Source organism: Enterococcus sp. AZ095b, from assembly GCF_051714725.1.
Taxonomy (GTDB): Bacteria; Bacillota; Bacilli; order Lactobacillales; family Enterococcaceae; genus Enterococcus_B; species Enterococcus_B pernyi.
In genome coordinates this window covers 339,281-352,700 of record NZ_JBIOSL010000001.1, presented here as the reverse complement: position 1 = coordinate 352,700, position 13,420 = coordinate 339,281, and the positions used below count along the sequence as shown (strand labels likewise).

The window sequence follows — 13,420 nt, the reverse complement described above, 5'->3', positions numbered from 1 at the left end:
AAATTCCTTAGCTTAAATTATAAATTGCAAATAAAGCAATCTATAATTTAGTATTACAAATAGAAAAAGCATAAATTATGCTACAATAAAAAATATTTTGATCTCCTCTCTCTTTTATTTGTTAAATATTTAAATTTACTGAATACTAAACTAACCTATTATAAATTTGAATTATTTTACGTTATGTACAAATAATATGTCAGTGTTCTTTTTTGGTAAATGCCTATTTTTATTAACTGTACCCATACAGAGTGGAGGAATTAGCCATGCTATATAAAAAATTAGAAAAAAAAATACAAATAAACATAGAACAAAATAATATGCAACCTGGAGAAAAACTACTTTCTATTAGAAATTTAGCTTCTCTCTATTCTTGTAGCAAAAACACAATTATCAAAGTACTAGAAGAACTGAAAAAAAAGAAATTATCTACTCAATTCCGAAAAAAGGATATTTTTTAGCTAAGCCAACAAATAAATATAAAAATACTACAGAGATAATTGATTTTTTATCTGCAGAACCAGAAAATTCTATATTAACTTCCAAAAATTTTATCTTTCTATAAAGGAAATTGATCTATCCTCATATGTGAATAAGAATACGACAGACAGACTAAAACGATATGTATTAGATGATTTATCTAACCATCAAGTTTTCACAACTAAAGATCGGCTAATATTTACGACTGGATCACAGCAAGCAATTGATATTTTGATCAATATGCCTTTTCCGAACAAAAAAACAAAAATTTTAGTTGAACAACCTTCCTACTATGGAGCCTTATGCTCCGCTAAACTTTCAAATAGTGATGTTATTGGTATTTCTGTAAAAAACTATAATATTGATCTAGATGAATTAGAAGATATCTTTAAGAATAATGACATTAAATTATTCTATATTATGTCTAGATTTCATAATCCTTTAGGACATTCTTATTCTAATAAAACAAAACAAAAAATTGCAGAATTATCTGATAAATATGATGTTTATATCTTAGAGGATGACTTTCTTGGTGACTTAGATCTTAACAGTAAATCTGATCCAATATTTACTTTTAATCCCAATGGAAAAATTATTTACGTAAAAAGTTTTTCAAAAATTTTATTTCCTGGATTACGTGTTGCTACAGTTATTTTGCCAAAGGATCTAATCAAAGATTTTCGATACTATAAATTTTGTAGAGATTTTTCTACGCCCTCTTTATCTCTTGAAATCATTGCTAATCAGTTTGAAGATGGGATATTAGTACAACATCTAACTAAAATGAAAAAATTATATTATTTAAAAATGAAAGAAGTGAGAAGGTGCTGTTATAAGTATTTTCCTCCTAATATGTATCCCTACATTCCAGATACTGGTTTTTATTTCTCTTTAAAATTACCAGATAATATCTCCTCTAGAGAACTGGCTGATGTTCTGAAACAAAATAAAATCTTAGTTAATAGTTTAGATAATTGCTTTATACCAAAATTTCAAGAAACTAATTTAATTCGCTTAAGTATTTCAAAAGTTACCTTCAGTGACATAGATTATGGTATAAAAAAAACTGGGCAAAATAGTAGTAGAGCTACAAAAAAACAAAAATTCTATATTTAACAGGTAACTTATATATACAATAAGGTATCGTTTATAATCAAAAATAAAATATGCTTTAATTAGTGTTCGTTTCTATAAACTATAGTTTGGTTAGTAACAAATAAATTTTAATTAAACACTATAGAATCTTTATTAATATCTATACTAAAAAATAAGAAATTATCTTTTCACATACTGTAGACAAAAGAAACACCTAAATAGTTCTTAAGTGTTTCCTTTTCTTAGAAATTTATACTATATTAAATACCATCGAATATTTATTGTTTGCACTCAGATCATTGCCACAAAGTTCCTAAAAATACGTACGGTAGTCCGTTTCCACAAGCCGCAGAATCTCTTTTATTGGCAATTTACTATAGTCGTAACAAATTATTTCTGCCATTAGTGTTAGTTTCGCATCAATCCCTATAATTTTAGGGAGATTTTCCCAAAAATTGTCTGGTGAAATCGTGCTTATCAATTGATTGAGTTCCTCGAACTGTTGTGTTAAATACGTATTCAGTTCTTCGTTTTCTTTTTTATCATGTGACATTCTTTCTTGAAACTGGCGTAGATATTCATCCTTTGTTAGAGTGGTTTCATCTTACATTCTCCTTTCCCTTTGTCTTTATTTTTATGGATCTAGCTGCAGTATTTAGATCATCATTCTGGATAGCAATTTTTTGATTTATCAAAGTGTGTAAATTTATAGTAAGAGGAGAGAAAATGGAATGCTTTTCTAATTGTCAGGCACACTACTTAATTCCCACGTCAACTTGGTCGAATAAGTAGTTGCTTCTGGATTCGCTCCTTTTGGTACATTGAGTGCTACACTTTCTTTTGCTGTTTCTGCATCACCAAACCGATAGATCCACGTCCCTGTCCCAGATTCTCCTTCTGCTTGTAGTAATATTTTTCTTGTATTTGGTAAGATTCTTTGTACAGGTTCTGATATAAAATATATCTCTCTACTTTTAGCAAATGACACGGGAGAGTCATCATTATCTTGTAGCAGTTCACTAAAAAACTCTTTCGAGATAATCTTTTTTAGGCGAAAGCTGCCTATTCCTTAATAACAAAGAGTATTTGCTATAATGAAATAAATACATGTATATTACCACTAATTGTTGGGCACATTGCACACGATCTTTTTTAGCGTTTAATAATAACTCCTGATTTAGATAATCATTGAATTGTAACCTATCGCGTAGGTTTCTATTTTCGTGAACGAATAATTCTATTAACCCCTCTGGTAAACTAAGATTAAATTTTTCTTCTATCCTACCAAATTAATTGGCCCATATATCTCGAGAATGTAATACATATGGTAAATCGATTCTTTTATCAATAATTTTTTGCAAATAATTGTCTCCATTCATAGCTATTTTATTAATATCACCCACAAAAATTATTGGCAATCGATTATGCAATATATTGAATAATTTATATGTTTCTTTTTGTGTATCTACAGACACACGATCAAAATCATCTACAACTAATACTTTATCTTGAAGAAATATATCTATTCTATGAAATTTTAATATGGAATAAAATAATTGATCTGATTTGACTTTTAAGAACTGGCCAACTGCTACTACTAAAGCTATACTTCCGGCTATTTTTATAATAAAGCCCAGGAATACTTCTTCTAATCCTAATTTAATAGCTGGAGTTGCTAAAATTGATATAGCTACACTCAGTATAAAAAGAAATCTAGTAAATATATAACAACCAGAAAATAATTGGCTAAATCCTATATGAATGACCGTTCTCTCATCCTTTAACTCCCATAAATTCAAGTATATAAATTTTTTTCCGGTTGCTTCACTTCCCACTTTATTTAGAAATTCGGTCTTTCCAGATCCCCATGGTCCATTTAAAAATAATGTTTTTTTCTCTTTAGTTAATTCGGAAAACTTCTTTGCTGATTCTGTGATATCAATTGTTTCTAACTCGATTTTTTCTATGTCCCTTACCTCCCCCTTACCTCCCTTCCTTTTCATGTTATATTCCAACAAACATTTTATCAAAATTAACAGCAATTCTAACTGATACTTTAGTTTCTATAGCCCAACATAGTTTGTATTTTATAATTCAAATATATCAAGAAATCTAAAAAGCCCAACAAAGTATACCCCAATGTCATTAAGTTAAGGCAAAAAAGTAAATAATAGTCTCAAGTATATCGCTTTTTTCTTATTAACTTGACCAATTTTATATTTTTAAGCAACACAAAAAAACGTCCTATATGGTATAGTCCGATTTATAATATTAGGCAATACGATATAAAAAACCAACAAATTTCTTTTTTGTTATATTTCTCTGGTCACTCCGATTCTGTCGTATGGGGAGGAGATATCTTCTTATCAAAATTTCTACATTGACGGTTTGATCAAGAAAAAATCTTTTACAAATGCCTATAGCTTGTGTGAAATTAAGCTGATAGAACTGCTTTAAAGGAGCTGATAACGCCACTACCTGAGCAATTTCCATTGAAAAGTTGTATATAATGAGACGAGCGTAAATTTCTTGAATAATAAACTCTAGTTTCTTTGAGTGGAATTGGTTTAAACCTAAGGCATATTTTAATTCTCTAAAGGAAGTTTCAATTCCCCAGCGTAAGTGATAAAGTACTTTTAAATCTTCGCTTTTAAAAGTGAAGGAATCAAGATTCGTGACTAAAGATTCATAACTATCCTCACTCAACTTAATCCGAACGACTCTGAGACTAACGGGATAGCTTTCTTTTGAATCGGATGGGAGATAATCAAAGCTGGCTTTTTTACGCACAAATTGATAGCTTTTGTCAGCTTTGATTTTATTGGTCTGTCTTCTTGTTAACCAAAGGTTAACCTCTTTATCAAATGTTCCTTTTTGAGGTAATCCAAGTCCTTTAAGAAAGCCATTACTTTTGGTATCTTTTACTCGAATTACGAATTTTTGACCACTTTTTCTAATATGTTCGTACACGTTAAATGACTCATGACCACGATCTGCAATAATAATTGTCGGCTTTTCAAAAGTAAACTCATCAACCATTTGACACAAACTGCTCCGTTCGTCTAGCTGTCTAATTTTTTGGAAGTTTACCGATGCATAGTATTTATTTAATGGGTCATATAAAGCATTGAGATGAAAAGATCCTACAGATTTATCAAACTTTCCGATGGTGTAATGGGATTCAGGATCGTTTTCATCATAAGGAATATTAATATCGGAGCCATCATGAGCCAATAGTTGGTACCCTTTATATTGCTTGTTTTGGTTACTTGAAGGAATGGTTCGGTAGAAGAGTTGTTTGAAAGCTTCAATCTTTATTTTACTTCGAGCCTGTACAAATGCGGAAGCAGTTGGCGTTTGAAGTGTAAAATCAAAGTAAGAGAGTAATTCACTAGAAAGACTTTGTCCACCGAAAGAGAGAATAATTTTGAGAGTGGTCTCAAAAGATAATTTTCTATTTCGTGAAAAATCAAGCGGAGATTGAGCAAAAATTTCAGGTTGATTTGTAATACAGCGAATTTGATCTTCTAAATTTTGTTTGATTTTATGAGCTGCTTGAAGTGTGGATGAAATGTTGATGGTATTAGACATAAGGGCACCTCCAGAATAAGTAGCGCTATGACGTTTTATTATTGTTAAAATAATTGTATCAAGAGAGTGTCCTTTTACATAGAAAAAATAAAGCAGGGAAACTTAAATGTTTTCCTGCTTTTTTCCTTAACTTAATGACATTGAAGTATACCCTGTTGGACTAAACGATTAATTAATAATTTTGGGTTTTACAGTACTCATTTTTTTCTGGACTTAAATTTTACTGAAGATAATCCAATTACATAATAAAATATTAGACTATAAATTCCACTAGGTCTGAAATCTCGATTAACGATATATTCAACAGTAATCCCAAATGCACTTCCAATTAATCCCGAATAGATTACGGTTAAATATGGGTGGTCTTCAGTAAATTTTTTGAATTTCATATTTAAAGTGTACTATACCTAATAGCCACTTCTTTGCCAGCAGCATCGTAACCTCTTTGGAAATAGAACCCAATCCACCCATTTTTATTCTTATCCCAAAGTTTAGCGACCGACGCACCAGGTTTAGATCCCATTTGAGTCCAACCAACCGCATTTAATAGTCCTTGTAAAGCCCACAGAGGTACTACCCCAAAAATTCCCAATACTGAACCAATTCCTGAATAAAATGCTGTATTAATTGCATTAGTTGCTACACCAGTAGAAACTGCAACGTTCGTGTAGAATGAACTACCCCATCGAGATACATTAGCTTTGAGCATTGGGTCTGTCTTTACAACAGAAATACTTCCATCTTCATGTACTTCAGCGTAAACCCCAGGGGGCATCTCTGGAGTATGTACAGTCTCCACTACAGTTGACTCATCAATAAATTCTTCTGCACATGCAACACTACTTGGAACCAACGTGGATAATAACATGCAAGAACTAAGAACTAAAACAGTAATTTTCTTTTTCATTTTTCCACTCCTCAAATTGTATTTGTTACAATCGTTACAATAACATACTTATATAGCGGAAAAATATATTAATCAAAATATGCTGTTTTAATGACATTTTCGCTTAATAGGGTTATTTAAAAATATTATTTTTATAAAATAACTAAAAAAATAAATTAAAATAACTCAACAAGCAAATATTACCTATCGAGTTAGCTTAATTATAATATTAAAAATATTTATCATCTTTGTATCTATTAAATATCGTCACTTTATTTACTACCTCTTCTTGCATTATTTAGCAATCAAGCTAGGACGAATTTTTTCTAACCTATTTTGATCAGGTACATAGTTAAGGAAATTGCCGATTGTCGTTAGAACTATCTCTTCAACTAATCGTATAAACTTGAACTGTGGGGTTGCTGCTACGTAATTAACAAAGTTTTTATCCGTGTATTCAAAAGACCACATATATTTCAAACGATTATTATCGTAAAGATCGATTCATTTCATGTCGTCATATTCTAGTCCTTATTTTTCAACGGTTCGATTTGTGGGTGGGACAAAAAATAAAATTCATTTTTTGTTGCATACCTTAAAACCGAATAAACGGTGTTTGCAAACCGGCTCCTTCAACATTAAGCTAAAAAATTGTCAAATATAAAAAGTAATTTTTCAATTTTCTATCTTACTGCTCAGGTCAAAACACTTCTGTCACAAACTCGTCGAACCAGTGACCGGTCATCTAAAGGCTCACTTGGGGGTGCTAAATTTTTCACTAACGTGGGCGAGTGATATCAGATTGACGCTCATGGCACTAGATCTAAGGAAATTAGGGCAACACATGGATAAAAAGTGTGTATATGACTAAAAACGAGTCCAATTTTGACAAAAAAACATCAAAATCAGACTCGTTTTTTATTTTTGAGAAAGGGCAACTGGACTGTCCCACACTCTTTTAAAAGCGAATGAACACTCAAGTTCTACCTAAATCAATCAAACATTCAAGATCCACATGAATCCTATAAAGACAAAGAATAGCGCGTACATGATTGGTGAGACTTCTTTGCCACGTTTTGCTGCTAGCATGGTGATTGGATAAAAGATGAATCCTAATGCAATCCCATCTGAGATACTATAAGTCAACGGCATACCGATCAAGATCAAGAAAGCAGGAATCGCAATCTCCATTTTTCCCCATTCGATCTGACGTAATGATTGGGCCATCAACACACCAACTAAAATCAGCGCAGGTGCAGTCACTTGAGAAGTCACGACTGATAATAATGGTGAGAAAAACAACCCGAACAAGAATAAAATCCCTGTTGTGATTGCAGTTAGTCCAGATCGTCCACCAACGGCGATCCCTGCGGATGACTCAACAAAAGCCCCAACTGGCGATGTTCCTAACAATGAACCAGCTAACATCGCAGTAGAATCCGAAGCCAATGCTTTCCCAACACGTGGCATTTTGTTATCTTGCATGAAACCGGCTTGGTTTGCTAGGCCAACCAATGTTCCAGCTGTATCAAAGAATGTCACTAACAAGAACGTCAAAACGACTACCCACATTTGTAAGCTATTGATATCACCAACGTGTTTCAATGCAATTAAGAAAGTAGGTTTCAAGCTAGGTGCTGCCGCAACAAGTTGTGAAGGCATAGGAATCAGTCCAGTGACTAGTCCTAGAAGCGTGGTAGCTACCATTCCGATAAAAATCCCTCCTGGTACGCGACGAACTAACAATACCGCAGTAACGATCAAACCAAAAATCGTCAACCAAGTGGAACCGACACTCAATGAACCTAAGCCAACAAGAGTTGATTCATTTGCCACGATCAAGCCACCTTCACTCAAGCCTAGAAAGGCAATAAACAAACCAATCCCGCCAGAAATCGCAAACTTCAAGTCTGTTGGAATCGCATCAATGATCATTTCACGTAATTTAAAAATGGTGATCAAAATAAAAATCAACGAAGCGACAAACACCCCTGCCAATGCTGTTTCCCATGGAATCCCCATACCTAAACAGACTGAGTAAGCAAAAAAGGCATTGATTCCTAGCGCAGGTGCTGTTCCAATCGGGTAGCGTGCAACGACCCCCATCAAAATACAGCCAATGGCACTGGCTAATGCTGTCGCAGTAAACACTGCCCCTTCATCCATCCCCGAAGCACCAAGTACTGTTGGATTGACAAATAAGATATATGCCATAGAGATAAATGTCGTAAACCCAGCCAGTATCTCACGTTTCACCGTCGTATTCAGTGCGTCAATCTCGAAGTAGGAAAGTATCTTTTCCTTCATCGTTCATCCCCCTAAAACCGAACATTTATAAAAAAGTTCTTACTATATTAGATTTATTAATAAAACAACGTGTTTAATATTATCCCAAATATAGAAATAAGTAAACAAAAAATTCGGATTTAATCAAAAATCCGAACATTACTATTTACCTATTCCGCTTTCATTTAGAGAAAAGTATGTCGATTACTAATAAATAAAACTAAGTACACAATAGTTGAAGAAGCTTCTATCTATGGGTTTCTTTACCGATTCGCTTTTGTTCTTCCGCACGAAATTGCTGATTGTCGATTTGGCTGATCGGTAAATTACTCCCTTTCCCACGATAATCTAAAGAATTTAAACCACCGAAGCCTGTATCGACCATTTTATTCCATCCTTTGGCAGGATTTTTCCCAGATTTCAAATTCTTCATTCTCAATTTATCACTCTTTTTCATCCGTTGCTTTTTGAAATAATCTTCAAGTGTTTCAGTGATCGAGATTTTCATCTTCTGTCTCCCTTTCATCTACTTTTTCTGTCGATTCTAATTTTGCAATCACAAAAAAATTTCCTTCAGGATCGGAAAAGTTAAACGTCAACAAGCCATTATTCTCCAAAATTTCACCAGCTGTTTCGATTTGTTCGTAAAGTTCATCAAACTTATCTGTAAAGAAAATCATAGACGGTGGTGGACCTAACACTTCTGGTGAAAATCGTTCAACGAATGTCCGAGGAAAAATAGCCAACTCCAATTCTTGCGACATACGTAAGACAATGCTTTGATATTCCTCTGGCAATTCCAACGTTTCAACGATTTCTGCCTTCAATTGCTCAACGAAAAACCGACTGACTAACGCGACATCTTCAACATATAGCATGACACGAGATTTATGGATCATTTGACAACGCCTCCTCTAAATAAAAGCTTGTTTTCATTATAGCACGAAAGCAGAAACACACTTAGTGGAAGTCACTGCTATTAAGCACAAGATGATCGAGCAAACGTTGCTTATTTTCGTGTTAAGCTATCAAAAGACAAATCACCCGCAATCTTCAAGTTTGCATTGTTTGAAGATTACGCGTGACTCCATCGTTTTGGTTATTTACTACGTGTCCGGTCACAAAGTGATTTCTGGTTGTTCTTTCGTCACTGTTTGTCTAGTACTCGTTACACCAAATGTTCGTTCAATGTCTTCTTGTAAAGCAGTCATTGCTTTTCCGGCAACTTCTGCTTGTTGTGCGTTGACTGCCTCGATCACCAACACAGCGTTCGTCGTTTTTTTCGTTAACATGGTCCGTTGCGCTTCACGCCAGTTAAAGCAGCGACAAACTGCGCCTTCTTTATCATAATAAATGATTTCTTCTGGTAATGCGGGCGCATCTGCTTCTGCGCCTAATGGCAAGAAATTTTCTCCACCTTGAGCTTTACCCAAATGAAGATCCCCAACGATTGTGTCAAGATCTTCTCCGCCACAGGGTACGCCAAAGCGCAAAGAGATACTATTATAGATATCCACTAACGGACTGATCGGGACAAATTCGCGACCTTGACTGGCTCTTTTTAGCAGTGCCTCGATCGATGAACGTGCGCCTTTTTTTGTCTTGAACTTGGTAAACGCTTGACGCCATTGTGCAATCACTTCATTTTGACTAAAAGGTTCTTCTGTTAAATAATTTCTTGCTTCTTTAGCAGCACGATTCAATTTGTCATAATAATCTGCTTTGTTTTCTTCAACGACTTCGTTATTGATCCCTTCTACCGTTAGGATCTCGATTTTTGCTTCTGGGAACACTTCCCAAAATGATGGATCTGCTACAAATTTTTTCATTCGTTACACCTCATTGATTTTTTTGACTAAGATATGATCGATCTGTGCATCGTCGCCCATATAAAACACATGTTGTCCTCGGTGTATGAAACCATGCTTACGGTAAAAAGCTTGGGCTGGATCATTATGTTCCCACACACCTAACCACACAGCTGTTTTTCCCTGTGCTTTCGCTTGAGCCAACGCCCAGTTCATCAAGTGAGTGCCGATCCCTTTTTTCTTATAGGGTGGTCGAATATAGATCCGTTCGATTTCTAGATGATCCTCAGGCATTTCCTCGGATTGTGCTTTTCCTATGTTCAGTTTTAGATAACCTGCAATTTCGCCATGATCTAGCGCCCAGAAAAAAGCTGAGTCTGGCTGGATCAGTTCTTTTGTCAATCGCTGCAAATCATACGCTTGCGAAAGATATGCATCCATATCTGCCTGCGTGTTATATTCACCAAAAGTATCTGTGTACGTTTCAATGCTGATAGCTTGGAGACGTTCCACTTCACTCCCCACAATCGGTCTGATTTCTACCTTCTCCACTCCAACATCCCTTTCAATACAGGCGTTTATTGCCCTTTTTTACAAAATTCCAGTCTTCGCTGATATTTTTCCTTACGTGTGTCAATAATCTTTCCAACTGTTGGATTTCTTCTTCAGACAAGCCAGCTAAAGCGACTTTCGTAGAATAATGGTGTTCTCGGATGATCATCGGATAAAGTGCTTCTCCTTGGGCTGTCGGGTAACACCTTTTGTTTTTCTTGTTCTGTTCGTCAGTTACCCGTCGAATCAAGCCATTACTTTCCAACTTTTTCAGCGCACGGGCAGTTGTCGTTCGATCGACTTTAAGCATTTCGGCTATTTTTTCTTGAATGATGCCTGGATTTTCACAAATGCGAACGAGATACAGGTATTGCCCCCTCGTCAAAGCGACTTCCTTGAACTCAATATTACTGATCGAATCTAACGCTCGTGCTATCGCGCCAATTTCTCTTATGATCTCAGCCATCTCTTCTCTCCTTTAGTTGTACTTTTATTGTACTGATTTTTGTTGCAAATGCAACAAAAATATATTGATCACTCAAAGTAAGGCAAATCACCTTTCGCTAAGATCGCAAGCTGTTCTTCTGTCGTCCGTTTTTGGGAAAGGATAGGCAAATCATCCAATGCAAAAAAGGCACTATTTGAAGTTTCATTATTCGTGATAAAAGAACCTCCGATGATTGAACATCCAAAAATGACTTTATAGTATTGAAAGGCTTGTGGAATATCTTTTCGGGTATTGGTATCAAAAATTGCCAGTAGTTGATCCACCGTCACCGTTAGCCCGGTTTCTTCTTTCACCTCTTTTCCAATATTTTCCTTTGGTGAATAGCCGATTTCTGCAAAACCACCTGGCAATGCCCATTCTTTTGTATGACTATCTTCCACTAGCAGTATCTTATTCTCTTGTTTGATGAAGGCACGCACATCGACTTTTGGTGTGGGATATCCTTCATTTTGGTCTAAAATAAAAGCAAGCTGTTCTTCGATTTCCTTTTCGCCATTACTCAATAAAGATAAAGCAATCGATTTCAATTCTTGGTAACGTTCTTCGTCAAATGGATCTTTGCCATAGAAGAGACCGGCTTCTGCTATCGCTAATAAGCGTTTGTATTGTTCGATTTTTGTTGCCATTTTGATTCATTCCTTTCGATAAATCCGCGTTGCTATCTCTTACTCCAAAACTACAAGAAACCGCTTATGTAAGTCAAGGATTGTGTTATAATTTGTTTTAAAAGGAGGGATGTTGGATGTACTCGCTCATGCACCAAATCATCACTGAAAAAGATTTACAACGACAAGTCACGCTGATTGAACTACTTTTGAACCATCCCAAAATCACTGTCAATGAGCTTGCTGAAGAAACCAATACAACGGAACGTACGATTTTTTCCGACTTACAAGTCATCCGCTCACAATTACCTGATGGCTGGTTGATCGATAGTGATCAGTCAGGGATTCGTTTACTCAATCAAAAAAATCTACTTGCCAATGATCTGTGGGAATTGTTTCTAAAACAATCCGTTAGTGTACAATTGATCAAAGAACTATTGTTTACAAAAGAATGTTCCACAACCAATTTTTTAGCAGTCAATGGACTTTCTTACGAAACGCTGAAACGTCATACAAGAAAAGTCAATCGCCAACTCCTTCGTTATGGGTTACAGATCAAGCTGACAAAATATACAAGTACGATGAGTGGTTCTGAGAATGCGATCCGCTTGTTTTATCATCGTCTTTTGATGCCATTTACTCATAATAATTATTTTTTTGAAGATTATTCCATCCATGAATCCCATTACTTTCGTTTTTTGAAACGCTTGAAGCAAACCCCTTTTTCTGTTGAAACAGAAGAGATCTTTGGAATTTGCTGGTTTTTCATCAACACGATACGTGTCAAGGCAAATTGCCGTATCAAGGACTCTTTCTTTAAACCTGAAGATACTCTTTACTCCACGTATGCTACTGAATTAACCGAACTTTATGAATTAGAAGGCGTGTATTTACAAAAAGATGAATTGATTTTTGCTTTCTTTTGCTTTTTAGAAAGTTGGAATTACAACAATCAATACCAAGAACCCGTGGCAGATATCTTGCAAAGTTATCCTTTTTCAGGCAAGATCAAACAATTCGTTCAGGATTTAGCTGATACCTTGCACTTAGAAAAACTAAACGAAACAAAACTTGCTGATAACCTGATTTTGTTACTGTTGAAATACCATGAATCACCTATCTTGATCGAGCAGCTGAATTTGCAATATCACTATTTTTTGGAAGAATATGAGCAACAATATCCGCAGTTGTACCCATTCAAACAAGAATTACTTGAGCAACTGAAACAAGAGTTGCCTATTCAAGAAGACGAATACTTTCTACGCCTACTATCCTTCTTGATCCAACAAGCAATCTTATCCGTTCGTCCAAATAAATTGAACCTGTATTTCTTCTTTCAAGGCGAACCCTCTTGGAAAGCCTTTTTGCAACAAGAATTAAATGATTACTTTGGGAAACGAGTTCAATTGATTCCAGTAGAATTATCTCAACTTTCTGACATCACGTTCCATAAAAACGACTTGTTCGTCTCAAACACCCCCCTCGACCAAGTCCCGATACCAATCATCTACATCTCTACCATACCAACAAAAAATGAGCTCGACCAATTGACCGAACTCACATTTAGAAGTTATTTGTAAGGTTGTGAGAAAAGCGCTTTGACCTGAGC

General features: G+C 35.0%; 14 protein-coding genes and 1 pseudogene. 3 read left to right on the top strand and 12 right to left on the bottom strand.

The features are described 5' to 3' along the window. The first annotated feature begins 251 nt into the window (after nt 1–251). Together IGJ99_RS01680 and IGJ99_RS01675 are read left to right on the top strand one after the other, a co-directional pair. Nucleotides 252–461, top strand: coding sequence for a GntR family transcriptional regulator (locus IGJ99_RS01680; protein WP_438770491.1), 210 nt, complete (start codon nt 252–254; stop codon nt 459–461). A 127-nt stretch (nt 462–588) separates the two neighbouring features. Further along, nucleotides 589–1,596, top strand: coding sequence for a PLP-dependent aminotransferase family protein (locus tag IGJ99_RS01675; protein WP_438770489.1), 1,008 nt, complete (start codon nt 589–591; stop codon nt 1,594–1,596). A 292-nt stretch (nt 1,597–1,888) separates the two neighbouring features. Here the strand turns inward: IGJ99_RS01675 and IGJ99_RS01670 are convergent. The 12 genes and pseudogenes from IGJ99_RS01670 to IGJ99_RS01615 form a co-directional block, all read right to left on the bottom strand. Beyond that, a pseudogene (locus IGJ99_RS01670) lies at nt 1,889–2,143 on the bottom strand (DUF7006 family protein); the annotation flags it as partial. Between the two features lie 171 nt (nt 2,144–2,314). Then, nucleotides 2,315–2,563: a WxL domain-containing protein gene (locus tag IGJ99_RS01665; protein ID WP_010736456.1), complete on the bottom strand. Its 249-nt coding sequence runs from the start codon at nt 2,561–2,563 to the stop codon at nt 2,315–2,317. A gap of 301 nt (nt 2,564–2,864) precedes the next feature. Next, nucleotides 2,865–3,578, bottom strand: coding sequence for a P-loop NTPase fold protein (locus IGJ99_RS01660; protein WP_438770487.1), 714 nt, complete (start codon nt 3,576–3,578; stop codon nt 2,865–2,867). A gap of 268 nt (nt 3,579–3,846) precedes the next feature. Then, nucleotides 3,847–5,166, bottom strand: a complete 1,320-nt coding sequence (locus IGJ99_RS01655; RefSeq protein WP_347082699.1) for an IS4 family transposase — start codon at nt 5,164–5,166, stop codon at nt 3,847–3,849. A 391-nt stretch (nt 5,167–5,557) separates the two neighbouring features. Next, complete coding sequence (locus IGJ99_RS01650; RefSeq protein WP_194179661.1) at nt 5,558–6,073, bottom strand: hypothetical protein; 516 nt, start codon at nt 6,071–6,073, stop codon at nt 5,558–5,560. Between the two features lie 975 nt (nt 6,074–7,048). Continuing rightward, a complete protein-coding gene (locus IGJ99_RS01645; RefSeq protein WP_224434454.1) occupies nt 7,049–8,359 on the bottom strand; it encodes an NCS2 family permease in 1,311 nt (436 codons plus the stop codon). A gap of 226 nt (nt 8,360–8,585) precedes the next feature. Beyond that, complete coding sequence (locus IGJ99_RS01640) at nt 8,586–8,846, bottom strand: hypothetical protein (RefSeq protein WP_019724093.1); 261 nt, start codon at nt 8,844–8,846, stop codon at nt 8,586–8,588. Beyond that, nucleotides 8,827–9,237: a glyoxalase/bleomycin resistance protein/dioxygenase gene (locus IGJ99_RS01635; protein ID WP_023519027.1), complete on the bottom strand. Its 411-nt coding sequence runs from the start codon at nt 9,235–9,237 to the stop codon at nt 8,827–8,829. The genes IGJ99_RS01640 and IGJ99_RS01635 overlap by 20 nt, the downstream gene beginning before the upstream one ends. Before the next feature lie 219 nt (nt 9,238–9,456). Beyond that, on the bottom strand, nt 9,457–10,167 hold the full coding sequence (locus tag IGJ99_RS01630; protein WP_438770485.1) for a B3/B4 domain-containing protein: 711 nt from the start codon (nt 10,165–10,167) through the stop codon (nt 9,457–9,459). A 3-nt stretch (nt 10,168–10,170) separates the two neighbouring features. Continuing rightward, entirely contained in the window at nt 10,171–10,698 is a 528-nt protein-coding gene (locus IGJ99_RS01625) for a GNAT family N-acetyltransferase (protein WP_438770483.1), read from the bottom strand. Nucleotides 10,699–10,711: 13 nt separating this feature from the next. Then, the gene (locus IGJ99_RS01620; RefSeq protein ID WP_023519026.1) at nt 10,712–11,164 is read right to left on the bottom strand and encodes a MarR family winged helix-turn-helix transcriptional regulator; all 453 of its coding nucleotides are present in this window, start codon (nt 11,162–11,164) and stop codon (nt 10,712–10,714) included. Between the two features lie 68 nt (nt 11,165–11,232). Beyond that, a complete protein-coding gene (locus IGJ99_RS01615) occupies nt 11,233–11,832 on the bottom strand; it encodes an NUDIX hydrolase N-terminal domain-containing protein (protein ID WP_224434452.1) in 600 nt (199 codons plus the stop codon). Nucleotides 11,833–11,948: 116 nt separating this feature from the next. On the opposite strand from IGJ99_RS01615, the gene IGJ99_RS01610 reads away from it, so the two are divergent. Continuing rightward, entirely contained in the window at nt 11,949–13,391 is a 1,443-nt protein-coding gene (locus IGJ99_RS01610) for a helix-turn-helix domain-containing protein (RefSeq protein WP_010736466.1), read from the top strand. Nucleotides 13,392–13,420: the final 29 nt, after the last annotated feature.

Coding starts and splice junctions, on each gene's coding strand:
- IGJ99_RS01615 (WP_224434452.1), bottom strand. CDS start 11,832: ATGGCAACAAAAATCGAACAATACAAACGCTTATTAGCGATAGCAGAA.
- IGJ99_RS01660 (WP_438770487.1), bottom strand. CDS start 3,578: ATGAAAAGGAAGGGAGGTAAGGGGGAGGTAAGGGACATAGAAAAAATC.
- IGJ99_RS01655 (WP_347082699.1), bottom strand. CDS start 5,166: ATGTCTAATACCATCAACATTTCATCCACACTTCAAGCAGCTCATAAA.
- IGJ99_RS01630 (WP_438770485.1), bottom strand. CDS start 10,167: ATGAAAAAATTTGTAGCAGATCCATCATTTTGGGAAGTGTTCCCAGAA.
- IGJ99_RS01650 (WP_194179661.1), bottom strand. CDS start 6,073: ATGAAAAAGAAAATTACTGTTTTAGTTCTTAGTTCTTGCATGTTATTA.
- IGJ99_RS01620 (WP_023519026.1), bottom strand. CDS start 11,164: ATGGCTGAGATCATAAGAGAAATTGGCGCGATAGCACGAGCGTTAGAT.
- IGJ99_RS01640 (WP_019724093.1), bottom strand. CDS start 8,846: ATGAAAATCTCGATCACTGAAACACTTGAAGATTATTTCAAAAAGCAA.
- IGJ99_RS01635 (WP_023519027.1), bottom strand. CDS start 9,237: ATGATCCATAAATCTCGTGTCATGCTATATGTTGAAGATGTCGCGTTA.
- IGJ99_RS01645 (WP_224434454.1), bottom strand. CDS start 8,359: ATGAAGGAAAAGATACTTTCCTACTTCGAGATTGACGCACTGAATACG.
- IGJ99_RS01610 (WP_010736466.1), top strand. CDS start 11,949: ATGTACTCGCTCATGCACCAAATCATCACTGAAAAAGATTTACAACGA.